Annotated in this window: 21 protein-coding genes and 2 pseudogenes; 10 read left to right on the forward strand and 13 right to left on the reverse strand. The window is 56.5% G+C overall.

What is annotated here, in order from left to right; genetic code table 11:
* The first annotated feature begins 51 nt into the window (after positions 1–51).
* From ACA041_RS23805 to ACA041_RS23825, 5 genes are read left to right on the forward strand one after another with little or no spacing between them, the layout of a single operon-like run.
* Complete coding sequence (locus ACA041_RS23805; RefSeq protein WP_497437975.1) at positions 52–1,941, forward strand: primase-helicase family protein; 1,890 nt, start codon at positions 52–54, stop codon at positions 1,939–1,941.
* On the forward strand, positions 1,934–2,320 hold the full coding sequence (locus ACA041_RS23810) for a hypothetical protein (RefSeq protein WP_497437976.1): 387 nt from the start codon (positions 1,934–1,936) through the stop codon (positions 2,318–2,320). The genes ACA041_RS23805 and ACA041_RS23810 overlap by 8 nt, the downstream gene beginning before the upstream one ends.
* Positions 2,313–2,834: a hypothetical protein gene (locus ACA041_RS23815; protein ID WP_497437977.1), complete on the forward strand. Its 522-nt coding sequence runs from the start codon at positions 2,313–2,315 to the stop codon at positions 2,832–2,834. Before ACA041_RS23810 ends, ACA041_RS23815 begins: the two co-directional genes overlap by 8 nt.
* Positions 2,827–3,120: a hypothetical protein gene (locus tag ACA041_RS23820; protein ID WP_497437978.1), complete on the forward strand. Its 294-nt coding sequence runs from the start codon at positions 2,827–2,829 to the stop codon at positions 3,118–3,120. Before ACA041_RS23815 ends, ACA041_RS23820 begins: the two co-directional genes overlap by 8 nt.
* The gene (locus ACA041_RS23825; RefSeq protein ID WP_497437979.1) at positions 3,117–3,410 is read left to right on the forward strand and encodes a hypothetical protein; all 294 of its coding nucleotides are present in this window, start codon (positions 3,117–3,119) and stop codon (positions 3,408–3,410) included. Before ACA041_RS23820 ends, ACA041_RS23825 begins: the two co-directional genes overlap by 4 nt.
* Before the next feature lie 485 nt (positions 3,411–3,895).
* Here the strand turns inward: ACA041_RS23825 and ACA041_RS23830 are convergent, their stop codons facing one another.
* From ACA041_RS23830 to ACA041_RS23860, 7 genes are read right to left on the reverse strand one after another with little or no spacing between them, the layout of a single operon-like run.
* Entirely contained in the window at positions 3,896–4,861 is a 966-nt protein-coding gene (locus ACA041_RS23830; protein ID WP_497437980.1) for a hypothetical protein, read from the reverse strand.
* Positions 4,858–5,397 carry a hypothetical protein gene (locus tag ACA041_RS23835; RefSeq protein WP_497437981.1) on the reverse strand — a complete coding sequence of 180 codons (540 nt, stop codon included), beginning with the start codon at positions 5,395–5,397 and terminating at the stop codon, positions 4,858–4,860. The genes ACA041_RS23830 and ACA041_RS23835 overlap by 4 nt, the downstream gene beginning before the upstream one ends.
* Complete coding sequence (locus ACA041_RS23840; RefSeq protein WP_497437982.1) at positions 5,390–5,626, reverse strand: hypothetical protein; 237 nt, start codon at positions 5,624–5,626, stop codon at positions 5,390–5,392. The genes ACA041_RS23835 and ACA041_RS23840 overlap by 8 nt, the downstream gene beginning before the upstream one ends.
* 1 nt (position 5,627) lies before the next feature.
* Positions 5,628–9,368 (reverse strand): hypothetical protein, encoded by a 3,741-nt coding sequence (locus ACA041_RS23845; protein WP_497437983.1) that lies wholly within the window; start codon positions 9,366–9,368, stop codon positions 5,628–5,630.
* On the reverse strand, positions 9,368–10,387 hold the full coding sequence (locus tag ACA041_RS23850; protein ID WP_497437984.1) for a hypothetical protein: 1,020 nt from the start codon (positions 10,385–10,387) through the stop codon (positions 9,368–9,370). Before ACA041_RS23850 ends, ACA041_RS23845 begins: the two co-directional genes overlap by 1 nt.
* Positions 10,388–10,419: 32 nt before the next feature.
* Positions 10,420–10,647, reverse strand: coding sequence for a hypothetical protein (locus tag ACA041_RS23855; protein WP_497437985.1), 228 nt, complete (start codon positions 10,645–10,647; stop codon positions 10,420–10,422).
* On the reverse strand, positions 10,644–11,120 hold the full coding sequence (locus ACA041_RS23860; RefSeq protein WP_497437986.1) for a hypothetical protein: 477 nt from the start codon (positions 11,118–11,120) through the stop codon (positions 10,644–10,646). The genes ACA041_RS23855 and ACA041_RS23860 overlap by 4 nt, the downstream gene beginning before the upstream one ends.
* 579 nt (positions 11,121–11,699) lie before the next feature.
* Here ACA041_RS23860 and ACA041_RS23865 point away from each other — a divergent pair.
* Positions 11,700–12,314 (forward strand): recombinase family protein, encoded by a 615-nt coding sequence (locus ACA041_RS23865; RefSeq protein ID WP_497437987.1) that lies wholly within the window; start codon positions 11,700–11,702, stop codon positions 12,312–12,314.
* A gap of 688 nt (positions 12,315–13,002) precedes the next feature.
* Here the strand turns inward: ACA041_RS23865 and ACA041_RS23870 are convergent.
* On the reverse strand, positions 13,003–14,349 hold the full coding sequence (locus tag ACA041_RS23870; protein WP_497437988.1) for a DEAD/DEAH box helicase: 1,347 nt from the start codon (positions 14,347–14,349) through the stop codon (positions 13,003–13,005).
* 193 nt (positions 14,350–14,542) lie between these two features.
* Here ACA041_RS23870 and ACA041_RS23875 point away from each other — a divergent pair.
* The 3 genes and pseudogenes from ACA041_RS23875 to ACA041_RS23885 form a co-directional block, all read left to right on the forward strand.
* Positions 14,543–15,304: pseudogene (locus tag ACA041_RS23875) on the forward strand (mechanosensitive ion channel family protein); the annotation flags it as partial.
* A 1,231-nt stretch (positions 15,305–16,535) separates the two neighbouring features.
* Positions 16,536–17,177, forward strand: coding sequence for a hypothetical protein (locus tag ACA041_RS23880; RefSeq protein WP_497437989.1), 642 nt, complete (start codon positions 16,536–16,538; stop codon positions 17,175–17,177).
* A 56-nt stretch (positions 17,178–17,233) separates the two neighbouring features.
* Entirely contained in the window at positions 17,234–17,431 is a 198-nt protein-coding gene (locus tag ACA041_RS23885; RefSeq protein ID WP_497437990.1) for a 3'-5' exonuclease family protein, read from the forward strand.
* A gap of 529 nt (positions 17,432–17,960) precedes the next feature.
* Here ACA041_RS23885 and ACA041_RS23890 read toward each other — a convergent pair.
* From ACA041_RS23890 to ACA041_RS23900, 3 genes are read right to left on the reverse strand one after another with little or no spacing between them, the layout of a single operon-like run.
* Positions 17,961–19,955, reverse strand: coding sequence for a DUF3732 domain-containing protein (locus ACA041_RS23890; protein ID WP_497437991.1), 1,995 nt, complete (start codon positions 19,953–19,955; stop codon positions 17,961–17,963).
* The gene (locus ACA041_RS23895) at positions 19,952–20,419 is read right to left on the reverse strand and encodes a three component ABC system middle component (protein WP_497437992.1); all 468 of its coding nucleotides are present in this window, start codon (positions 20,417–20,419) and stop codon (positions 19,952–19,954) included. The genes ACA041_RS23890 and ACA041_RS23895 overlap by 4 nt, the downstream gene beginning before the upstream one ends.
* Positions 20,413–21,579: a hypothetical protein gene (locus ACA041_RS23900; protein ID WP_497437993.1), complete on the reverse strand. Its 1,167-nt coding sequence runs from the start codon at positions 21,577–21,579 to the stop codon at positions 20,413–20,415. Before ACA041_RS23900 ends, ACA041_RS23895 begins: the two co-directional genes overlap by 7 nt.
* 333 nt (positions 21,580–21,912) lie before the next feature.
* Here ACA041_RS23900 and ACA041_RS23905 point away from each other — a divergent pair.
* Positions 21,913–22,575: pseudogene (locus tag ACA041_RS23905) on the forward strand (alpha/beta hydrolase).
* A gap of 20 nt (positions 22,576–22,595) precedes the next feature.
* Here the strand turns inward: ACA041_RS23905 and ACA041_RS23910 are convergent.
* Entirely contained in the window at positions 22,596–24,002 is a 1,407-nt protein-coding gene (locus ACA041_RS23910) for a hypothetical protein (RefSeq protein ID WP_497437994.1), read from the reverse strand.
* Positions 24,003–24,227: 225 nt separating this feature from the next.
* Positions 24,228–25,505, reverse strand: a complete 1,278-nt coding sequence (locus tag ACA041_RS23915; RefSeq protein WP_497437995.1) for an RES family NAD+ phosphorylase — start codon at positions 25,503–25,505, stop codon at positions 24,228–24,230.
* Between the last annotated feature and the right edge of the window lie 4 nt (positions 25,506–25,509).

Consider the following 25,509-nt stretch of genomic DNA (forward strand, 5'->3'; position numbering starts at 1 on the left):
GAAAAGCCCCGATGAGTTCGCGCTCAACCAGGGCTTAAAGGAGTACTTAGTGTGAAGAATTCTAACACTTCGCCGCCTGAAAATCAGCCGCCGGCAGATATTCTCGCCCAGGTAGAGGCGTCCAAGGCAGCCCGTTTGCGTACAGAAGCCGACGACCGCGCCAAAAAGAAGGCTGCCATTGCGGCGGCGAAGTCGCAACCTGTGCCAGCACCTGTAAACGGCACCGAACAAGGCGTGAGCCTCTTTGGTGATACAGCGCAGGCACCGGGTGGGCATTCGATCACAGGCACGGTATCGGCCACCCTGAAGGTGACGCCCGCTGCCAACGACGTGCAGTCGATATTCGGGGGGCTGTCTCAAGTGGACTTCGGCAAGGGCGACGGTTTGGTGATCCAGAAAGCGCAGCCCGACACGTTTGTTCCCTACACCCCCAAAGACGCGCTGCCCTTCGATAATCAGATAACACCGTTCGACAAGCTGCCGGATAAGCCGTGGCCCGATCCCATGTCCCGCGAACTTCTCAAGAAAGTATCAGAGGCGTTCGTGATGCTTACTGTCGGCAGCAGCAGCCGGGCCTACCATATCGCCAGCGGCGACACGATGAGCAAAGAGGGCTTTAGGCAGCACTGCGCTGCGCATGTCGGCGAAGTGGTGCTGGAGTGGAAAGGCACAGTGCTGCCAGATCCCAAAGCCAAGGTCACGCCCATCGGCGGGGTCGAGATTGTTCGGAAGGAAGAAAGGAAACCGCTCGGGGATTACTGGTGGGATCACGATCTGCCCGACTTCGGGCGTCGTGCGGTACGCCGCGTCATCATGGAGCCCAACACCCTGACCGCCGTACAGGACGCGAGGGACGGCCCCGAGGTGCTGAACCTTTGGCACGCGTACAAGCAGGAAATGGTCGAACCTATCGAGGGCGTCACGCTGGACGATCCCCGGATCGCGATCTTCCTCAACCAGATGCGGCGCTACGCCGGGCACGCCTCGGACTGCGACGATACTGTGATGTTCTTCCTGGCCGGGTACGCGTGGATATACAAGCACCCGGACGTCAAGCTGCCTTGGTACACGCTGATGTATTCGGAGTTTCAAGGCACCGGTAAATCGAAGCTGTTCAAGCTGTTCAAGCGCGTTCTCGGCGAGGGTCTGGTTTCATCCTGCACCGGGGAGGATTTGAACGAGAAGTTCACAGAACTATCGGACCACAAGCGGATGGTTTTTGTGCACGAGATGCCGCAAGCCGCAAGCCGATCGGCGACGGGCTACGAGCGGTTCAAGAACCGAACTACCGAGGAATATGTGGCCTCGCGCCAGATGCGTACCGGGTCGAAGCAGATCCGCAACTTCACGCACTATGTAATTTCCACGAACAACTTGGATTGTCTACCGCTCGCACACAAAGACCGGCGCGCGCTCTCGATGGTTGACCACGGCCATCCACTGACCTTGACGGAACGCATAGCGTGGGCGGACTTCTGCGACGGCGACGTAGGCCCGGCGCTGGTGGCTGGGTTGCTCGCCAACTGGAAACACCCCGCCGATTACAGTCCTTACGCCGACGTGCCACAGACAGCCGGAGCACTGGAAATGCAGCTGGAATCGCGCAGCCCGCTGGTCGCCCTTCTCGCCGAATTGATCGCCGGGGGCAAAGGCGTCTTTGCCAAGGACATCGGGCGCGCCAAGGACATCGCCGCTGAGTTGGGGGAAGCTTGTGCAGCCGCTACCCGGCGCATGGACCTAAGCCCATCGTCGGTGAGCCGGGCAGCACGCAAGGCGGGCGCCATCCAGATCGGCAGCCTCACCAACGCCGGCTCCAGGGCGCTGTGCTGGCGCAAGCAGACGTATTGGATCGACGTATCGCCTAAGGCGTTCAACGCCTACATCGAGACAGGCACGCCGCCTGACGACTACCCGAAAACCGAAGGTGAAAATCATGAATGACTACCCATTGCCAAAAGGCCAACAACCAGACCCGGACGCCGCATGGCGCGGGCAGGTTGCAGACATCCTGAGCCAGATCGAAAACGGCACCGGGTACTTTTCCAACGACTTCGAGCGTTACGCACCGAGCGGGGCATCCGAACGGTGCGGTGGTCTTCGCGTGTCCCTGGACCCGGCACGTCATGCGATGTGCAGCGCCGCTGAAGTAAAATTCTTCGATATGGCGGAGCTTGAGCGCTTGTTCGGCGTTGAAATAATCCACTTCCAGTTCGACAGGCACAGTGAGTCGTTCCTTTGCTGGAGGAACTACGACGAGTGGATGAAGCAACCCCACGCGGCGTTTCTGGAACACCTGAAAACGGGGCAGGCACATGACTAGTCTATCTGGCACCGCTACAGCACCGCTGCCGGTCCCGTTTTCCTTGAATATTCGCCCAGTGAGCCAGCGTGTGGCGGACAGGGAGTCAACCAGTCAGCGTAGCGACGAACGCGCCCGACAGCTCGCAGCCAAGCGCAAGGCGAAGCATGAAATCGAGATGCTGTCCCTCGAGTGGTCCAAGATCATGACCGAGAAGACCATCCAGGCGGCGCTCGACCCTGCGACTGACCCGGCCCTGGCGCACAAGATCCGCATGGATCTGATCAACCGGGGGATCGGCAAGGTGCGCGAAACGGAGGACGAAAACGCAGACGCCAAGAAGAAAGGCGGCGACGTCGACACGCTGCTGGAAGTCCTGGCCGCGTTCTCGGTGGCATCCGGCGCAGCCCAAGTTCACGGTGCAGCACAGACGCCCCGGATCGAGCGCGACATTACAGCACAGCGTATCGATGACGGTAGCCTGGAGCAGCTTCTGGATGATCTGGACGCCGACGATGGTGACGACGATGAATGAGTTTGAGGCATGGGTGCGTACACTGGATAAGCTGGCACGCGATCCGGGGACGGATGAGGACACCCGCCAACGCTGTGCCGCCGAGTTGCTAGACATTGCCGGTCCTGACGCCGGTAGGGAGCTCGCGCAGCTCGAAGCCTTCGATGCGCTGGAGAAACTGAAAGAACTTGCGGAGTCTGCCAAAGACCCAGACGTCAGGCATGACGCCGAACAGGCTGTCGAGCAGTACGAGAGAGCGCGAGGGGCGTACATACGAAAGGTGACTGATGAGGGTGACGAACCATGAACACCACCAACCACGAATACTGCACCTTCGAACCTGACGGAACCATCACCTACCACACCAGGCCGGACGGCACACCGATGGACGACGCCGATAGGGAGATATGCGCCGAGTGGAACCGGGAGCGTGTCGGCTACCGTGCAGTGGATTACATAATGGGCGACAGCAAGGGTATCTGCAAATCCACCCACGACTTCAACAAGGCTTGGCGCTACCTGTGCCTTCGCTGCTCGACCGAAGTCGGCTGGCTGCTTATCGGCCTGGTGGCTTACATTCTCTGCCACCACCTATAGATCGCCAGGCAAAATAAAGGCCACTCTCCCGGGTGGCCTTGTCGTCTGCGCCGCGCGCCTTCACTCTGCGCACGGGCGGGTCTTAGGTGCCTTCTTCTGGCTGGGTTGTACGTCCTTCGTCGGCAGTTCCTGCTTCACCCGAGGGAAGTACGTTTCCTGACTCGGGATTGGCTTCTTGGTTTCACCTTCGCGTCTGTCGATCATTTCATTCACCCCTCGGTTTCGGTGCCGGCTGGCACAGTGTGTATTGGTAAGCCCAGCTCCAGGCGTAACGTCACCTCGAGTTCGGGGAGCGTAGCCGGTGCCGTCACGCTCCAGAGCGCAGCCCTGAACCCACGGATCAGGGCGCGATCGCGGCGGCGATCTTCAGCCGAGCTGGTCGGCGCCCTCTCAATCTCTCGCTGAAGCCTGCAAAGCATTTCTTCGGTCAGAGATTCTCTGGAGCGTCGCGGCTTTCGTTCCGACATTGTCATGATCCACCCCCGTTAAACCGCTGGCCGGACAGCACTGTTGCCGCGCATCTCGTTCCAATATTTATCGAACTCAGCGTCCGACATGTCGGAGATCTCAGCCACGCTGATAGCGCCTTTCTCGTCCGGCGCCCTCGGAGATCCGCTGAGGTTGGACAGGCTGGTAGGTGGCTCACGACGTGGCGCACGGCTGGCAGTCTGGAACCCCATTGCCTGGGCGCGCTGATAGACGTGTTCCGCCACGTTGACACCCTGCGCCTGGCACTGCTTTGCAAGTGTGACGAGCGCAGCGGTGCGCAGCATGCCGAGCTGCTGCTCGTTGATGCCTGGGTGCTGGGCGCGCATGTTCGCATCGACCGTCCGCTGCACATGGTCGAACGCCTGCCGGTAATCCGGGTTAGCGGCTTCGAACCGTGCCTCCGCATCTGCGATCACAGGGGCAAGCACAGTGGCCTCCTGCATCACCAACTGCTCGATCTGCTGTGCCTGTTGCTGGTGCTGTGGTTGCTGACCGCCGTTCTGCAACTGCTCGAGCCTCTGTTCGAACTGCTTCTCCTTAGCTTTAAGCCAGCCGACCGGGTCTTCCTCGACGTCGGGGATTTCCGCTTCCTGCTGTGCCTGCAACTGTGCCTGTTGCTGGGCGGCTTGCTGCGCGATGAGCTGCTGCAACTGTTGGGCCTGAGCCTGCAGCTGCACCTCCAGCGCTTGGCGCCGGGTGCGCTCCTCATGCAGTGCAGCGAGCGGCACTTTCTTGCCAGGGCGCTGCTGTTCCGCTTCTTCAGCACGGTCGGCAGCGCCTTGGCGAGTGTCGTCTACGTCATTGGGTACGCTGATGTCCTTCTCGGCCTGCCACGCTTCCTTCTCGGCCAGATCAGTGGCCAGGCTTTCTGGCACATCGCCGCTGCCATCGTCGTGCAGGCCAACGCTGCCGGTCAATTCGGCGGCCCAGTCTTGGCTCAGGTCTTCGTTAAGGTCGCTCATGCTTTTGCCCTCGATGGATTGCGTTCACGTTTGGCGGTAGGCAGTGGGTCTGCCTTAGCCGGCTTGGCTGGGGTCTTGGCAGGCGCCAGGCCGTAGCGGTCGGCGAGGTCAGCTGCGCCTGCACTGGCCGTGGCAGCGGCGGCGTTCTGCTTGACGACGGCAGCCAGTTCACGGGTAAGACGTTTCACAGTGGCGGCATGCTCGATGCTGGCCTTGTATTCGGCCAGTTCCTCGACGGTCAAAGGTCGGCGGTTGATGTCCGAGCCGGACCAGCCGTAGACGCGGCCCGCCCGGACTTTGACCCGCTCTGCCAACTGGAGGCGACGGCAGCCACTCAAAAGCTCGAACTCAGCCTGCGCGGCGTTGCTGCACCGCGTCTCTTCGGGCGGATCGTCCAAGGCGGCGCCGAGGTCAACCAGTGGCTTGCCGAACGTGACGAGGTAGCCGTCTCTGTCGGTGCTGATGGTTGCGCGGGTGGTGTCGATGCACAGGGTCCGGCAGTCTTCGCGGATGTATAGCAGGTCGGGATTAAGCATTTTCTTTCACCTCGTTGAGTAGACGGCTGAGGGCTTCCAACTCTGCTGCGCGAACCGCTGCCTTGGTCGGCTTCGTCAGCCCGCGCAGTCGTTTCTCGGCACCGAACAATACGGCGCGGGCAGCGGGCAGCTCGACTTTCAAAAGGGCCTTGATCTGTAGGAGCCGATCGAGTTCATCCCGAGCTTTCGCCACGGCGTCAGCCGCTTGTCGTTCGTCACTAGTGGTCATTTCATTTCACTCCAGGGTGCCCGGTTGCCCGGAGCAGGTTGTCGATGGCGCGACGGTTGCCGTTGACCACAAGTGGGATGAGCGCAAGACGCACAGCAGTGCGAGCCTTCTTCAATTCGGCATCGAGAAAGTCGCGCTTTTCGTCGTCGCCCATCGCCGCCCAACCCTTGGACTGCATGGCGCGCTGCGCAGACTTATGCATCAGCTTCCCGGCCAGCTCGTTGAACTCAGCCATCTGCTCATCATTGAGGTCGTATCGCTCTTTCTTGACGGTGAAGTGGGGTTGCGCCTTGCCGGGTGCCCAACCAATGCGAGCAGCCTCGCGGCGTACCGGGTCGGTCGTCTCTTTCGATTGGGCGATAGGCGCGGCGATTGAGAGCGGGCCACCTGGGTAGGTGCGGTTCGGGACTGGCTCGCCGAAGTGATCACGCTTGGCCGGCAGATCCTGGCGCAGACCTGGCGTCCGGTAGCGGATCTGGTCCAGCACAGAGTTGGTTTCGCGGGCGTACGGATCGTTCTCGCTGGCGATGTTGCTGGCCAGGGTGACAGGCTGCGCGAGTGTCCCGACCATCTGACGCACATACCAGCCGGCGTTGCGCTGAGGGTCTTGCAGGAACTCGACGAGATTAGAAACACCCTGCATGTAGGTCTTGTTGACAGTGTTGTTTACCAGTGAGGACAGCGTGGTAGTCGCAAGGTCGCCGGCGTCCTTGTGCTGGTAGTCCATCGTGGCCAAGTCGCTCGCCAGTCCCAGCCACTGGCTGAACGGATCCAGACGACTGTATTCGTGGTAGGTGTCTCCGGACTTGATGCTATATGGACGCCACCCTGTCGCCATGAGCGCGGCTTTTTCTTCCTTGTCGTCGGGTCCGGCACCAGTGATGTAACCCGCCTGGGCCAGTGCACCGGCACCGATCATCACGCTGGTGCCCCACAAGACCCGGGCAATGGCGCGTTCCTGCTTGGCACCACCGGCCATGATGTCGGCGCGCACCGACGGCATGAGGCCCGCAAGCGGCATGCGTTTGACGCCGTACTTGACGATGTTTACGGGCGTGCGAATGAACGGGACGATCAGGTTTAGCCAAGGCATCTTGGCCTTGGCGCGCATGATCGCCTGGGTGAAGTCACCCGCCTGAGTGTTGAACGTAGCCGTCCGGGCATGCTCCCCCGCGGCTTCGATCATCTTGGACGTGGGATTCTGCACAATGGTGTCGATGCGCTGGGACAGCTTCATGCCTGGTGGCAGCGTGCCGAGTTTCTTTTCAGCGACGGCCTGCTGGCGGGCCAGGGTGCGCATTTCTGCGGCATAGTTGAGGCTGGCAAACCAAGCATCTTCAGCACCGAGGGCGCGATATGGAAGGGAGGCGACTCGGTCTGCAGCCCATGCTGCCGTGGGCAGTGCGCCAGGCGGACGCGGGCTGTTCATGTTGGAGGTGTCAGTTTCCTGCTTGCCGCCACCTAACAGAGGCGAATCACCCGTCACGAAAGCATCGGCGGCGGCGCTGCCCGCCTGCATGGTGTTCTTCGCCATGCCCACCAGCATGTCCACAGGTTCCGCGAAAACCGTCTGGCCAGAGCCTGGCTTGAAAATGTTCTTCACGCCCGACACGCCAGCGGCAACGCCGCGTTCGATGATCTCGTTGCCGAGAGTCATGGTGTTGGAAGTGATGTTTACCGCGTGGGTGCGTACGCCGCTGAGCAGTGCAGCGCGGTAGTAGTAACCCAGCAGCCGGGACATTTTGCCTTCAGGCTGGCGGATAAGTTTCGCGGCGTTCGACAGGCCACCACTCTGCATGGCCTTGCCCAGCGCCTTGGCGGCATTATCTGCACCACCGGCACCGTTGACCGCTTCAAGCACCGCTTGAGCCTGGTTGTAGTCCATCGCCTGGCGCTTGTAGGCGGACAACGCGCGGCCCGCTTCGGCCCTGGCGCCAGCGAGGTCGGCAAAGGTACTGCGCAGTTGACCCAACGACTGGACAAAGCTGGCCCGGTCGATGTCGCTGGCCTGGCCCGTGGCAATGCGTTGCTGTAAGGACAGCACGTCTTTCAGGTGGTCTTGCACATTTGTGACGGCGGCCACCGTCTGTTCGGCGTTCAGCGCTTCGCCGATCTTGCGATTGAAGACCCGTGCGTCAGTACCCTGAAGGCCGATCAACTGCGCCAGCCGGTCACGCTCGGCGTTGGACTGCACCCCGCGCCGGGCATCCTGCACATTGAGTTCGACCGGCTCCAACAGCTTGAGCGTTGTGTTGCGCTGCTCGCCTTGTACACCAAGACGATCGAGCATCGGATTGATATCGCTCGAACCCGCGAACGGCGTAGGCGCTGGAACGGATGGCGCCTGCTGCGGTTGCGTAGCGGCCATGACCTGCGCGTGCAGCCCCTGTGGTGCGGGCGCCTGTGCTGCGATCTGGGACGTTGCGGGCACAGTGAGCATGCCAGGCTGCGCCCCTTGCGCCTGCGCCTTGATCGCCGAGCGAACTTCTTCCCCACGGCTGCGCACTTGAGATTCGGTCAGGCCGGACGCGCGCATTGCGAACTTCAAGAAATCGGCGTCACGCTTGGACGGGATTTTCTGCGCGGCGATGTACGCAGCTTTATCAATGTCGCTTTCGAAATTCAGCGTGAATGACTTCTCGCCGAAGTTGTACCGGGGGGCGGAGCGTGCCAGGTCTGCGGGCAGTCGCATCGGTGCGGGCGCCTGTGGCTGCGCTGGGGAGGCGTTTGGCACAGGGGCCGGTTGCGGCATGCCTTGTTGCTGCTGCGCTGGCATTGGCACAGGTTGCGGTGCGGTCGGACGACGCAGCCCACCAGCGGCACCCATGACTCCACCCAAAACCGCACCTTGCCCTGCGGCGTTGCCGATACCCTGCGTCAGCGGATTACCCAGTGAGTAGTTCTGTGCCATCTGCTCCTGCGACGATTGCAGCGTCTCTTCGCCCGCTTCCATGCCAGCACCGATACCCGCTCTTGTGAGCATGCCTCGGCCAGCCGCTGGGCCAGCCGCGCCACTGAGGATGGCGTCGATATCAGACGCGCCAAGACGGCCTCCCAGACCAGCAGAGCCGGCACCGATAATCCCGGTCAGTGCGCCCGAACCCAGCGCAGCGGCTGTTTGTTCCAGCGTCAGGCCGCCCGTTTGGTGCACGGTGTTTGCTGCCTGGCCTCCGGCGGCGACAAGTCCTTCGCCCGTACCTGCACCAACGAGCGCAGCGCGACCTGCATTCAACCCTGCCGCCCTAGCACCGAGTGCGGCGCCCTTACCAGCGACACCACCTAGTGCCATAGACCCGACACTTTCAATAACTTGGCCCCCGGCGTAAGCGGGGTTTTGCAGCAGTGCCTTGACGGTCGGGCCGAAGCCCTGCGCGTTCTGCACTGCATCGCGTTGCGCTCTGGCTTGCGGGGACATTTCAGCATCGAGCACCGCGCGTGCAGCCTTGGAATCCAGACCATGATCGACAAGCCACGGCGTCACCTTACCGCCTGTGGCTATGTCACCCAGACCGGCGATACTGTCGAACGCGTTATAGGCGCTGCGCCCGATGTTGCCACCGACATCTGTTGCCCACTGTCCGGCTGTACGGTTGGGCAATGGCGATTGACCGGCCATCAACGCACCGGCCATGCCACTGACAGGCGCAGTTTGCGGCTGCGCGTACTCCGCCCAAGGTGGGGCATCATCAGCTGTGGCCTGCGGCGCATCGGCCGCGAAGTCATCCCACGGCATGCCTGCCATTATACTTTGCTCCAGCTCTTAGGATCGGCCGGGTTGCCACCGAGAAACTTGAAGCCCTTGCGCACAGTGCCTACGGCAGGTGCGCCGGGGTACGACTGACTGGCCTTAGGCGGCGTGCCGTACTTGGGCGTTACGCCAGCTAAGATGCCATCGACCACCGCTTGACCGTCGGGAGGTGTTATGCCGCTGCGGATGGCATCTGCGGTGGGGTTTGATGGCGGACGTGCCATCGGATTAGCCCCGTTGCTGTGTTGCAGGAGTTCGGCACCCTGCATCGGCTGCTTGGTGTAGCTCGACAACGGCCCATTGCCTGGCAACCCCGGTACGGCCGCGCCGGCACCGGCGTTGTCGTCGGGCATCACTTCGCCCAGCAACGCTTGCATGGGGTCTGCCTTGGTCGGAGCGAATCGCTGATAAGGCTTGCCGAGCGGTTTATAGCTGTTCGTGGCCGGATCGAAGATGTGCTTCTGGATCAAATTGTTCTCCAGAGGCTCTTCGTAAATCTGCCGATTGGCGGGCTGTTTCGGCCCGGGCGGCTGTCCACCACCGCCACCACCTGCACCGACATGTGCCAGCCGAGCATCGAACTGGCCCTGGTTCTGGGCAAGCTGCGCCTGGCGATGGGATTGAAGAGCGTCGCTGTTCTGGGCGCGGATCAGGTCCGTTGGATCGACACCGAGCTGGGCCATCTGGCGTGCCATAGGCCCGAGACTTTGAAGGAAATTTGGATCTTGCATCGCTTGTTGCAGGCGCTGTTGCTGCTCAGCCTTGGTCTGCTGCTGCCGAAGAGCCATGACTTGCTGCTGCTCGCCCAACTGAATCTGCTGGTTACGGTACTGCTGTAGAGCCTGGGCCCGCTGCATTTCGGACATACCCGCTAAGGCCTGGCCCATACGAGCACCGCCGCTTGGGTTGCCAGCCTGTGGACCAGAGTTCGCAAGCAGCTGGGTGCCGAGCTGGCCCATCGGCGTGTTAAGCCCACCGATGCCCTGGTTCAATAAGTCCATGATGGTCGACATCTGATAACTCCCCCCGGCACGGTGGGCCGGTGTTAATGCACTGTGGGTTTGCCCGACTCAGGCGGCGACAGGGACGCGATAGCACGGTCGTACTGCACCATGGACGGGTCGGTATCCGGCTCGACGCAGCGGGCGGGCCGCATGGTCGGTTGGTATTTGCCGGCGTCTATCGCGGCGAGCTCGGCGGCGATGAACTGCTCGGCTTCGGCAGACGGCGCCATGCTTTCCGGGTATTGGGCAAACATTTCAGTCAGGGTCATGGCTGCGTACCTTCTTGAGTGGCGGTGCGGGGTTGGCGTTTGGCAGCACGGCGGGTGCGCAGCGCGGCCTGTTCCTGGGCCATCAGGGCTTCGACCTGGGCGCGCAGTTCGGGCGTCAGGGCACCGTGGTCACGGGGCAGCACACGAAGTTCACCATCGATCTCAAGCATGCTGTGGGCGTCGTAGAAACGAGACATCTTCGATCCCCTCTTGCGGTAGACGGCAGGCGCAAGACTCAACCGAAGCCGCGCCTCTATATCGCTGAGGAATCCGGTACGGTTCAGGATGAATTCTGCGAGCTGGTCCAGCGGGTAGCACAGCTGCGGGCGACCCTGGTTGCCGTTGTGGATCGGCAGCGTCGTGGGGAGTTCTGAGCGGTGCTCACTGAAGAACGTCCGGTCGAGTCCGGCCAGGTCGGCCAATTGCGACAGGGTGACGACTTCGGTTTGTGATGGCGCTTGCGGCGTATCCATTTCACCTACCCCCCGGTCGGTGATTTTCTGGTATGCGCCATTATAAGAGGCGTTATTCCATTTGGATATTGGACATATAGATATTTTTGCTGTATTGGCGGCCAATCCGACAGACGGCTGGGGAAGCTGTGCTTAGCGTTTAGACGTTTAACTTGGCGAATTTAAAAAAGTGGCGTAAGCCTCTAATAAATTTATAAATTTTTAACGGGGGAGTTAAGGGGGCATAAGGTTTGGGGTTAAGCGCTATGACTGCGGGGATTGGCACAGCGAGCTGCACGCATGGGAATTTTCTAAAAATTTCTCGGAAGTACACCCCCTATATGTATGTGTGTGACGAAAGAAATAGTAGCTACCCGCCACCCCCACGGGTCGACTTTGAGCCCCAGCCCTTTCCCTGGCAGCTTCCAGCCAGCAGCCATGCCTTCTGCCTCTCCCTCCGCCTCATCGCCACCATCATCGACGAACGAATTGTTTGCAGCGGTGCTCAATGATCTGGGAGGCATGCCCTGTTTTCCTGGGGCTCTGCTCGTATTCAATTGGGTACACTCTACTGACCGCACGTCGGATGAATACAGTTACGTGGCTTTCGGCCTTGTGTTCTGTACCTTTGCTGACCAGAATGATTATGTCTTGAACCTAATGAATACAGGTGATGCGATGGACATTGGTTACATTCGGGTCAGCTCGGCGGACCAGAACACAGTCAGGCAGTTGGATGGCGTGCATCTTGATGAGGTGTTCACTGACAAGGTCAGCGGCAGCACAGTAGACAGGCCTGAGCTGCAAGCCATGCTGCGATCTGTTCGGGGTGGCGATACCCTGCACGTCCACTCTATCGACCGCCTGGCGCGCTCTCTGGCGGACCTTCTGGCACTGGTCGAGGGATTGACCGCCAAGGGTGTCGCTGTGCAGTTCCACAAGGAACAGCTGCTGTTTGCCGGGGAAGCCAACCCTATGCAGCAACTGATGCTCTCTATGCTCGGCAGCGTTGCACAGTTCGAGCGAAGCATGATCCGGGAACGGCAGCGAGAAGGCATTGCCAAGGCCAAAGAAGCTGGTGCCTACAAAGGCAGGGCGAAGTCCGTAGACGACGGTGCAATTCGGCTGGCGATCGAGAACGGAATGTCTTACCGGGAGGCTGCGAGGGACCTGGGCGTGTCGCTCAGCACAGTACAGCGGGCGATGCGGGGATGAGCGGTCAAACCTGCCGAATATAATCGTTAGCTTGCTACTAATCAGTAATTGAAAAAATTACTGATTAGTACCCAGAGGCTCTAGCACAGGTGTTTCAGCGCCATAATCAGTAATCAGTAATTTTCTCAAGTTCAGCGTGCAGACACCCATACACTGTATACACCTACCACTACATACAACAGCGCGTACATACCTACTCTTACCCTACTAACTCTAATATATTACTGATTTACTGATTTACTGATTATAAACACTGTGCAAAGGCTCTAGACCGGACCTCTGTGCCCTCAATCAGTAAATCCACGGTGCTGAGCCCTTACTGATTGGCTGATTACCGTCTTTCAGCGCCGCTGAAGTCTGCACACCTGTGCAATTATTCCAAGATCTGAGCACCGCGACCTCCCCACCCGTTCCCAGCACCGACCGCTCCAAGCACTAAACCGTAGACAGAACCGTATAAGACAAGTCCACAGCCTGCATAATTCAGCGCTGCAAACACCGAACTAGAGCCTATATGCCAAAAACAGCAAGGATTTGCCAGACAAGTGCCAGTTGATTGATCAGCGGTTGAAGGAGTTGGGTACAGCCGAGAAGAAAGCGGAGAGTTAAACGGCGAGATCAAACAGAACTCCAGGAATAAAAAACCCGGACACTGTCCGGGTTTTTTTACTACATCGCTTCCAACGCGTTACTCAGCCGCAGGCGCTTCCGGCTTGCGGCGTTTGAGTGGCGCCATGCCGTCCTTGCTGACCAGCGACAGGGCGTCGGTCTTCGGCCGGTTGGCGATCTTGCGCTTGGTCGGAGCCTTGGCGCCGGTTTTCTTCTTGTCGCCCTTGGCGTCGACCTTTTTCTTCTTCACGCCAACGGCTTTGCCCGAGGCCTTGACCTTTTTCGGCCCGCCGTAGGTGCCTTTGACTTCCTTGATGGTGCGGCGCTCGAAGCTCTGCTTGAGGTAGCGCTCGACGCTCGACATCAGGTTCCAGTCGCCGTGGCAGATCAGCGAGATGGCCAGGCCATCGTTGCCGGCGCGGCCGGTGCGACCGATACGGTGTACGTACTCGTCGCCACTGCGCGGCATGTCGAAGTTGATCACCAGGTCCAGGCCATCTACGTCCAGGCCGCGAGCGGCGACGTCGGTGGCCACCAGGATTTTCACGCCGCCCTGCTTCAGGCGGTCAATGGCCAGCTTGCGATCTTTCTGGTCTTTGTCACCGTGCAGCACGAACGCTTTGTATTCCTGCGCCACCAGGCGGCCGTAGATACGGTCGGCCATGGCCCGGGTATTGGTGAACACGATGGCCTTCTGATAGGTCTCGTTGGCCAGCAGCCAGTTCACGATCTGTTCTTTGTGCTGGTTGTGGTCAGCAGTGATGATCTGCTGACGGGTGGTCGCGTTCAGATCGCTGACGTTGTTCAGCTGCAGGTGCTCAGGGTCATTCAGCACCTTGGCGACCATCTCGCGCAGGCCCGATCCACCGGTGGTGGCAGAGAACAGCATGGTCTGCTGGCGATTGGTGCACTCTTGCACCAGACGCTGGACGTCTTCGGCAAAGCCCATGTCGAGCATGCGGTCGGCTTCGTCAAGGACCAGCACTTCGACTTCTTTCAAGTCGAGGTTGCCGGCGTTCAGTTGCTCGATCATCCGCCCCGGCGTACCGATCAGGATGTCCGGCACCTTGCGCAGCATGGCGGCCTGGACCTTGAAGTCTTCACCGCCGGTGATCAGGCCGGACTTGATGAAGGTGTACTGGGCGAAACGCTCGACTTCCTTGATGGTCTGCTGGGCCAGCTCGCGAGTTGGTAGCAGGATCAGGGTCTTGATGCTGACGCGAACCTTGGCCGGACCGATCAGACGGTTGAGGATCGGCAAAACGAAGGCCGCGGTTTTGCCGCTACCGGTTTGCGCTGTCACCCGCAGGTCACGCCCTTGGAGCGCCAGCGGAATAGCCGCTGCTTGCACAGGCGTTGGCTCGACAAATTTAAGCTCGGCCACGGCTTTGAGCAGGCGTTCGTGCAGGGCGAATTGGGAAAACACGGGTGCTACCTCGAAGAAATACAAAAAAACAGCTGCATAGGGTAACGGTTTCGAGCGCGAAGGCCGAGTTTCTTTATACAAACGGCGCTAAACAGTGGCTTTTTTGTTGCGCCTTTTGTCCTCAAGCGTCATCCAAAGCGTCTTAAATGCTCTAATCGCCCCGTCGCGTCCTATAGAAGAACCCTTTTTGCCCATGGATATCAAACAGCTCTGGCTCAATGCCCAAGACCTCTGGGGTGCCCTCGATCAGCACCCGCTCCTGCATTCCAGCCTGGCGCTGATTGTGTTGCTGGTGATTGCGCTGGCCCTCGGACGAGTGGCGCGCTACCTCATTCTTCACGCGACCAAACTGCTGGGGCGCCAGCCGGCGCTGCACTGGATCAACGATTTTCGCCAGAACAAGGTGTTTCACCGCCTGGCGCAGATAACGCCGTCGCTGGTGATCCAGTTCGGCCTGCACCTGGTGCCGGAGCTGGGCAAGACCAGCCTGATTTTTCTCGGCAATGTGGCGCTGGCGTTCACCATCCTGTTCCTCGTGCTGGCCGTGGGCGCCCTGCTCAACGCCCTGCTGGACATCTACGCGCGTACCGAGCACGCCCGCACCCGTTCGATCAAAGGCTACGTGCAACTGGCGAAAATGGTGTTGTACGTGTTCGGCGCGATCATCATCGTTGCGACGTTGATCGACCGCTCGCCGTTATTGTTGCTGTCGGGGCTGGGCGCCATGTCGGCCGTGATTCTGTTGGTCTACAAGGACACCCTGCTGTCGTTCGTCGCCAGCGTGCAGCTGACCAGCAACGACATGCTGCGGGTCGGCGACTGGATCGAGATGCCGCAGGTCGGCGCCGATGGCGATGTGGTGGACATCACCCTGCACACGGTGAAGGTGCAGAATTTCGACAAGACGATTGTGTCGATCCCGACCTGGCGCCTGATGTCGGAGTCATTCAAGAACCAGTGTCAAGAACCACACATTCCATACTATTGGTATTAGACCCCCTGCAAACACTGGCCCTCAGCAAAGTATCAATACTCAACATTATCATACTATCCCTGATTCGATGATAGATCTCTCCCCCCGCACCCAGTCAAAAAACCCATCCATCACTGCTACGAAAAACGCCTCAATGGAACTCTTGCCGCTTATGCGAGCGTCAGGAGTGGAATGCAAACCCGATCACCTGTTGCATTTTCTGACCCAAAAACCGTCGAAACACTGAATTCCTGCCGTAGTTTCTAGGCACCCGGACGACGTAAGAGTGACATTTAATGTTATTTGTTTATCGACAATAGTGACACGGACGACTAAAGAGAAATACAAGACCGAAATAGGCGGAAACCGTTGAATACAACGTCACTTAAACCTTCCAACCCGCCCTTCCAAAAAAGGGGATTAGTCCAATAAACACTGCATTTTTTTCGCTCAAACGCGTTCAAAAACCGCATCGGCAATTCATAGCGATTAATTTACAGACAATACATACATAACAACCCAATCTTTTCCACCAACCACCACCCAGTCAATATATACCAATCATAATTAGCACTCTAAAAAACCAAAAATAATTTTACAACCAACCTTGGCTTTGCTAGGATTCTTACAACTAGACGCAACCGCTAACATACAAAACAACCTCATCTGGACGCTAGGTATTTTACCCCATCTAACTTAAATAAAATTATACCCAGAAAAAAACTCATCAACCTAAGAATAAATGTAGCTTCGCTACCTCAGACTTCACAGCAACTAATAAAAACGACCCAAAGGATAATTTATGAAACATGCTGATCGGAAAAAACTTGTAAAATCGCTTTTTGAGGTCAGCAATTTTCTTTCACGCTCAGAAATTTCTAAAATGTTAAACCATCTCAACCCCGCGATAACTGCTATGTATATAAAAAACTACGATGAGACCAGCCACAAAAATCGGGCAGCGCTCCAGGGTGAGCCGGGCCAAAGCCCGAAAGACCAATAGCCCATTAGCTTAGCTCCGCAGCCCAACTTGTCGCCTATCCATTGAGCCCACCCTCACACCTCTGTTAGCATGTTCGCTTGTATCGGTTTTCCTGGATCGAGCGGTCGGCACGCATAGCTAACGCACAGGTTACAACACCCTCTTCTTTGCATGCATTCGACATCAGTCACTGCGGGCAGCCGACACCGCGTCGACATATGGAGAATGAATATGCGAGTTCCTATTTTTCCTCAAGACCTACAAAACGGCGGTTTCACACGACTGGCGAAACGTCTCAAACGAGACTGGCTGGGTACCAGGCCGCTTCGCCTTTCCGAGGCGCAGGAAATCCTCGCACACTGTCTTGGATACTCCAGCTTCCATGACGTTGCGCTGTCAGCTGAGATACATAGAGACGATGTTGACTTCCCTCCTTTACAAACGCTGACAGGCGAATTCCTTCTTACAATTTGGACTGAGCTTTACGAAAACGGTCACTGCGAAGTCTTCGATTTGGGTGAGCTACAGGAAACGATTTATAACTGGCCTTTCTTGCTTCTCAGCGTCTACCGAAATCACTACGGACACTCTGATAACCAAATCGTTAATCAGGCAGTCAAAGCCGACAATATTGAGGCATTCCTGATCGCTCAAACGCCTCGGCCTGAATATAATCCAAAAGCCTACAAGGTTGGTTTCTCTAGCAAGCAGCTACAGGCAATGCCGGGACACCACGACCATCTTTCCACCTCATCTTATATGCATCCTTCTATGGGATTGTGTTCGAATAATGGCCCGGGCGAAACAACGCTGAAGCTGCTGGATGCCCAATACCCGTGCATCGATAACGTTATTTTAGGCGAAACGAGTTGACTTGACATCTTGGTAGCATGCCGGGGTCATTGAACGACTAGGCGATTGAGATTGGCTTGGTGGTAGTCGATTTGGAATCGCTTGAGATCGTCGATGCGTTCCAGCGTTTCGTTCAAACTCAAATCAAACCGCTCCTCGCCGACTTCTCCAAGAGGCTCACATCCATTCCAGCAGATGTGGACGGTGCCGGTACCTATAAAGAGGTCGGCCAGGAGTTAGGAGAGTTTCTACCGCGATATTCACCCGCTGCCTAGGCGTCGTGGAGGGACTGTGATGCAAGGCAACTTGAGCGAGACGCAGGGTTTGCTGCGTGCCCTTTCCTACTCGAAGGTTTGCCCCATTTCGATGCCAGGAAATGGCATTCAGGCTTGTATGACAATCGGCCGAAATCACTTAAGCAAACAATAGAATCGCTGGGCTGGGTTTGGCAGGGTAACTATCACCGAGGGTTAGACGACGCTAAAAATTTTGCTTCCATCGTGAAATATATACTTACCTGACTGCGTTAGCCGGGCTCAAGTGCCCGAAGAAACGATTTATTGCTCTGGAGCTTCAGCCCCCGCCCCGTATGAACCTGTGCTCGCACTTCTGGTTCGCCGAGAACTCGACTTTGAAAGCAACTTTGCTTGCAACCAATCATCGCGCTTCCCCCACTGCAGATCTGAAACAAATTAGCTTTAACGAGGGGGGGTAAGGCTGCTCAGAATCATCGGCGTCGGATGAGATTCTTAAAACGACAAAGCCTAACCGAGAGATCAGGCTCTGCTGGCAACCGATATAGCCTCAGTCAGCGATGAAGCCACGCTGACGCCACTTGGCACGAACAAAGTCGTTGAAGTTGTAACCTTCGCCGAGCTTTAGCCCGTCTGCGTGATCACACACGATGATTTGAGGCATCACCCCCGTTTCACGCTTGGTGTCATCACAGAACTTGGCGAGCTGCGTGAACATGTTGGAGACAGCATCAATATCATCGTGCAGATCTGCATCCTTCTTGTCGTCCGCCCACAGGTTTTCAGCTTCAAATTCCTCACCCTCGTCATTGGAAGGGAAGTAAACCTGCGTCGGTTGGTCGAGGAAGAGAATCGGCGGAATCTTGCAGTCTTTCGCCCGTGCAGCAAACTGATAGTGCAAGGCCAGGAACAGAGTGAGGTGGGAGTAAACCCAGTTCGCACCACTGCCCATCGAGCGGAGGAAGACCTTCTTAAAAGCCTCCTTCTCGTGCCAGAGGTCAAAGCTATTCAGGTCAAATTTCAGAGACCCTGTCTTGTAGGTTTCCTCAAAATGGAAATGCTTGCCGATTTCTTTCATCTTCTTGTTGATGTCTCGCGCAAGCCTGTCGAGCTCGATTTCGACATTGTGCATGGCCATCAGGCCTTCAAGCGTCTTGACCTGTTCGTCCCAGTACTCCTCCATCTTCTTCAAATCGGACGGCGGGTTCTCAAGGAATTTGTCGATCTCGATCTCGAGCAGCAGCTTCGTTTTTTTCGGAGCATCCTCTAGCGAATTTGCCTGGGCCAACCGCTCGGCATGCTCCTCGAATGGTTTCAAGGATGTTTGAACTTCCTTAAGCTGCTGACGGATCTTCTTGATCTCTTCTTTCAGGTCGCGGCTCTCCTGGCCGAGGCTTTCCCGAGCATAGGAGGAGAGCTTGAGCTGGGTATTCAGCCATTCGATAGCTTCGGTGAGCTTGTTCGCTTCGTCCTCAGGCACCTCGGAGTGAGCCTCGCACACAGGGCACAATGTGTGATCGAAGCTAGTCGAACGTGGGACGGTCAGCTCAGCAAAAGAGGTGCCTATTCCTTTAGCCTTCTCGACCGAACGCTCCAAGAGATTAAGTTTGCCGAGGGCAGTGCGAAGCTCAAACACAAGTTTGGCTTTTCTGTCCCGTAACGAGTTATGGGTGGCCTCATAATCACCTGCCAGGCCATCCACGGTCACCGGCTTGCCGAGCATCTCTCTGAGCGCGACCTTGGGTTTTATGTAGATCTCCTCAGCCGTCATCTCGAACAGTGACTTACCGGCGAGCGCTTTGTACTCCGACAGCAGTCTGTCGAAACTGGCAATGACCTCCTCCCTAAGCTGGTCGTCCTTCGGGATTTTGGCCTTAACCCGGCGTAACTCGAAGGCGGCTTCGGCATGCTCTTTGGCCAGGTCAAAATACTCCTCCTTCACGATACCCATGAGTATCTTGAAATGGTCGATCGCCTGATCGCGTTTAACCTTCTGGTCAAACCGATAGAAGATCGCATGCTTGTTCGCGACCAAGTTCTGGTGCTGGAGCATGAGCGACGGGAAGCTGCGTACCGACGGCGTTGAACCTTTGCTGCCCGTGATCTCCTTGAGCACCCCATCAACATCGACGTTCTCCATGGTCACGCCGAAGTATTTGCCTAGGCTTTTCAGGTATTGATCCCGATGAATGAAGTGCCGCTCATCAAAGAAATACTGTACATGCCCCATCAAACCAAGAATGTCCTCGGCCTCCACCCCGGTGACCTCACGTAGGAAGCAGCGTTTCGAGGCTGCTGCGCGACCTATTACGAGGGTGAGCGCTGGGAATTCCAGGACAGTGAAGAAGGTCTGACCTCGATCGGTCAGCTTGCCATCGGGAATGGTGTCCTCGCTGCTGCCCAGGCAGTAGTCGAAGATTTCCAAGATTGCGCTTTTGCCGGTGGACGATTTACCGGTGATAATATTAAGTCCTTGGGTGAACTCGACCCAATGAAGTCGGCTATCTTTATCAACAACGCCGATATACTTGACATAGCAGTTCATAGCGATTTGAGTCCCAACGACCTATAAATTGACAGAACATTTTCACCAGTGAATACCACTGCAAGCTTGCGGGCATACTTGAGTAGCTTCTCGTCAGAATTTTTTTCCTGAATCTTACCTAGAGACGCCACTGACATATCCTCATTAATTGCCAGCCGCATTTCAGATCTGAGTATTAACAGCGCCGCATTAGTAATAGGCTTAAACTCTTCGATGCGCAGTTCCAAACCCAACAAACGCTCAGGCTCTTGCATCATAGTACGCAGGGAACTTTTCTTGCCCGCATAGTGTAAAAACTTATGCAGAGGCTTGTAGGTAATCAAAGGCAAAATCAAGTAGCTAAGCAGGATATCTTTCTCGGTCGGATCCCAGTGATCATAGAAAGAGTGTATGACCGGTGCGAGAGCAAAAGGTGTCCGGCGCAGGGTATAGATGTGATCAGCAGCACTAGTGTTCACTACCATAGCCTCCAGTAAAACTCATTACTTTCCTTTTCAGCCTTTTTATCTGCCAGCATGTGGTACATGCCATTACGAAATTCGACTGTAGTGTCTTCAAACGTGTTTAGCCTTACCACCTCTGCGGCATGCTGCTGAAAGAAAAACATTAGCGATTTACGCTTCAACTGAATCGGGCGAGTATCGTCCATGCATCCAATTATGGCGCCTAACCGCCCCGAGAGGTGACGCTGAAGGTGGTTATCCTGATAGCGCTGGATATCCTTCTGAGAGGCCAAGCTGTCATCGTAAAGCTCGTTAATGACCTCAGCGGCGATCAGCAACTGAAGCGCTGCCTGCCTGACCTGGGCCTCGCCATCGATCTCCCGAATTTTCTGAACGAATAGGCGATCGGAGATTTCATCCAGATTGATTGTCTGTTCCAGCGCATCCACATCCACTTCCGGGAAGACACTCGAATGCTTCATGTAGCGCTTAGTGAGCTCGGCGACCTTCTCTGAGAAATCCTCGCAGGTTATTTCCCAACCCGAATCAATAAACCTGGTGCTGCCAATGAAGCCCAAGATGTCATCAAGATAGCGTTGATGCTTCGACTCTCGGATCATCTTCAGGTGCAGCACCTTGAAGTCATGGAGCCTGTCCTGCAGCGCAGGAGAGTTTGTGATGAACACCGCCCTCTCAAGTATCTCCAACAAATCGTTCCTTAACGCAGGAGCCATAACCGAACGTTGCAACTCAAGGGCTTCTGAGGGCTCTTTTGATTTTGAGGCACTGAATCGCCGCTCGGATGCGTCGTAGATTGCTTTCAGGAGGCCGAATTTTTCCTGCGCTGAGCAGTCATTCCAATCCGCAAGGGTCGACTTAGGCGAAAACTCCTGGTTTGTGACCAGCATGAGGCGAGCGTAAGCACGATGGTCAAACGCCAGGTTCAGCCAGTTGTTCAAAGTGTTCCAGATGTTGGGGTGACCGTCTCTCAAGGTGTCGGCGTACAGTTTGACCTCAATCTGAGCAACGTCTTCTAGGGTCACATCACCGTAAACTTCAACCCATAAGCGCTTACCCTTTTCCAGCTTGTAGCAATACTCAAGCGCAACCACGAGCTGATACTGGAGTGCTTCGAAAAGCTTCGTTGCATCGAAGGGTAATTTATCTAGCAATTTATCCATAAACATTCCACGAGCGCCTTCAAGGCACGCTAGTTGACTAACTTCTCATTGAGATATTTGAGCGGCATATTTCGTAAATTTTTAATGTAAACCATGCTGTATGCATAAACAGTAGAAAGATAAACAAGCAAGACCCTGTATATAAATACAGTTTAATTTATTGGATCCGATCGATAGTAGCACTTAAAAGTCAATGATCGCAAAGGGCTATCAGTCCTAGTTTTTAGCCCCACAATGCACAGAGATTTATTAGATATCCTTTAAATAGGCGAAGAGCGTAATTTGGAGATCCTTCGGGGAGGACATGGACGCTAGGTCACCGTACGGATATTCATCCATGGTTTTAACGTCAGCTTCGATGCCGCGCTGTGGCGTGCAGCCCAGCTCTGTCACGACTTGAGATTCCCGGGCCTGATGCTGTGCTTCTCGTGGGCGTCACTTGGTACGCCCGGTGGCTATCCCGCAGATGAAGCGACGGTAGAGTGGTCAGCAAGCAATCTCAGATAGTATTTGAGGGATGTAACAGAGCAGCTCGGATTGTCAGCCCTACACATCGTCGCACATAGCATCGGTAACAGAGCCCTCTTGTCGGTTCTAGAAAACTGGACGCACAAGCCTGGTACGGCTCCCATCCACCAAATCATCCTGGCGGCGCCAGACGTGGACACCAGCCGGTTCAAACAATTTGGAAAGGTTTTCGATACCTTCGAGCAAGTAACGCTCTACGCTTCCCGGCATGATAGAGCGATTGCAGCGTCTAGATTCATTCACAGCTATCCCCGGGCAGGGGATGCCAATCCCCCACTGGTCATGAGCTACTTGGCCACCGTAGACGTATCTGCTGCGGGAAAGGACATGTTCGGCTTAGGCCATAGCTACATCGCCAATGTGTCAAAGGTGTTCCGGGATTTGTTCTACGTCGTCAGGCACCGGCACAAGCCTGACCAGCGCGCGGGTATAAGTAAGCGAGACGAAGGTTACTGGGAGCTCACATAGCCCGAACAGTGAGGCTCGATTCACTTCTCTGCAAACTGACAGTACGCGTCGAAGTCCTCCAGTGGATAGATATGAAAGCTGGCGATCGTATTCTCGTACCTCACCAGCTCCAAGAGCCCGTTCCTGATCATGATGTGAACCGGGGGTAAAGAAACCGCCTGGCCAAATACGTTGATGCTTTTCTTCTCCGTCGCGTCGAATTCTTTGAAGCGATATCGCTGGTTTTGGAACTGGCTGGCCTCGACTTCATCCATTCTCGTCGCGCTTCGAATAGGGAATTTGATGCTCTCCAGCGGCTTGTAGAACCCATCAATGGCATCCACGCTGTCTTTCAGCTCAACGTAGTCTTCATCCGTGAGACCAGAGGTCAGGTCAACATTGAGCGATATGCCCAGAAACTCCGTGAGGCGTCTCGCCCACTGTAAATAGGTCATCAGGGTCGTCAGTCGCTTGAAGCCTTCAGGCCGCAAATTGATCGACATGACGTAAAGTCGCTCACCATCGAGCTCAACTATGAGGGAGACTTTCCAGCCGTTGACCGCAGCTTCAGCAAACTGAGCGATTTTCGAGAACCAGGGCAGTTGGTCAACCGGGCGCGACTGCCAGCTTTCAACGCTGATGTTGAAGTTCACTTTGGAAACCGCGCCCCCATCGTCGACCTCGGCACCGAGCTTGAGCATCCCAGCCATGGATTCGCCCTTAAGGCAGAACGACTTAGTGCTCCACACGATTTCTCCAGGCATGTCGTCCAACACCAGCGTTTCAAAGGTGTCCGGATCCGTCAGAATGATCTTCTGGATCACACGGGTAGGAGGGCGAAAAATCTGCATCTTTCCCCCCGCGCCTTTGGTCATGTCCACGATCGCGTCGAACAGTGGCGATCCCTGGATGGCGACGTTGGTCATGTCCAGCTCCAAGCTTTGACCATGCTCGAACAGCACGTCGAAACCTGTAGCAGCCACTGGGGCATCCTTTCCCCCTACGGTCATGGCAAGCTGCACGTTTTCCTTCGCATTCACTTGGAAAACGGTACCGTGATGAGGATCGTACCTAGTGATGACATCGAAGCGAGGATCAGTCTGTGACAGGACTTTTGCAGTCGCTGCATGTGCATTCTGAATCGCCGTGGGCAAGAAGCTTTTTGGCAATCCAGTCAGGGTCATGGCCAAGAGATCGGGTGCGTCTTGAGCTGAGGGCTGGGGTTTGCCGAGCTCGGCCTTAGCAGTGGCTTCGGCCTGTTTCTTCCAGCCTTTGAGCAACTCGACCGTGTAGGTGTTTAAATCTCGGTCGATTTCATCGGCGTGAATCGCGCAAAGCCAAATGCCATTTGAAAAGGCTTTCCTCTCGTTACTGGTCATGTCGGCGTCGAAGCGGGCACCGCCGGGCGAGGCGGCGCATATGTGGGCCGCCTTACCGACATTGGTCACCCCCTCCTCATCCTGTGGGGCTGATGTGGCGACTCTGCAGCTCGGGTTCGAGCACCGATGTGCGACCCTATCTCGAAGCTTTTTGATGGTGCTCAGTTTGAAGTCATCGCGCGCCATAGGATCTCGCCACCTCTAGAGTCAAAAAGGTTGGAACAGTTTACAGCGCTCAGATGGGAACAGGCTTAGCCTGGTTTGGCCCCGGCAGTGGCATCTCATCGGGTGTCATTAGAATTCCCACACGGGCTCCGGTTTGCGCTTTGGCTTATCTTCCGACAATGGCTCATCAGCCGTTTCGTATGCCACGCAGCGCACGTCATGGTAGACAAGACTGTCAGCTACGTACTCAATGCAAGACCCGCTGGATGGCTTGGCTCCCATCACTCCCATTGCGCCATCCACACTCCAGAACGTTGGCGTTGGTGCACACGCCACATGAGAGAACAGAACGATGTTGTTGCCCATCGGTGCCTGAACAGATTTGAAAATGAGACCGTCGATGCGAGGTTTGCAGTGCGTGGCGAGGTATTCGGCGACGGCTTGTGATGTCAGGTAGTTGCGCTCGGAGCCTGGAAGCACCGGGACGGTGATCAGGTTATGAAGGTACTTCAGGAATTGACGACGGCCACGTTTTTCAAAGTAGTTGGACTCGAAAAAACTAGGTTCTGGCCCCAGGTCAGCGCTCTCGAACCGGCCAAAATCCAGAACCTTGATCGATTCGGTCAGTTTGAACTCACCACTGACAACGGTGCCCCCCACCGGAGGGCGTAACTCAGCAACGCAGGTTTTGCGCTCAAAGGCGCCATAGAAGGCCGGCACGCCGGCGGGATTCATCCTCCCTTCACCTGCGATTTCTTTGGGCGGCGCTGAGAGATTGCAAGCCGGGTCAGCGCTAATCTTGCTGACGTCTCCGGCGGTTGCGCATGAACGGCCGCGATAGATCGAAGGGGCTTCTTCCGGCGACAGAATCCGCACCACCGCATGGTCGCTTGATGAGGCGGAATACTTCGCCAGATCCTTGAACAGCCAGTCCAGGAACGATTTCGCGCTTTCATTGAAGAAGCGGTTCCCGTGCGCCAATCCCTCTTGGAATTCGCCCCACTGGTATCTGAAGTCGCTAGGCAAATAGGGCAAGTGGGCGTAGTTCACGTCGTCGCTGTAATTGGTCAGGTTTCGACAAACAAGCTTTACGACAGGGTCGATGTTGTCACAACCGAAAATCTCTCCCACCCAGACGTCGATCAGCTCCCCGTACTGACGCTGGAACGAGCCGTGACCATCGTTCCACGTGAAATGGTGCTCCCCTGGGCAGACATAGGCCTCAAGAATCTTTTCTACGCGGCTCACTAGATTCGGTAGCGAGATCGACCTGCGTTTGGTTTCACAGAGACAGCATGTAACGGATATGCCGTTGCGTTGAATCTGCCGAGCCAGGAAAGGATCCGTGGCGCATTTGAAGCACACGTATTGCTCGGCTGTCATGGCGGTTCTGTCGTCCTTCTGCATAATG

The sequence above is a fragment of the Pseudomonas sp. LBUM1676 genome (assembly GCF_059695605.1).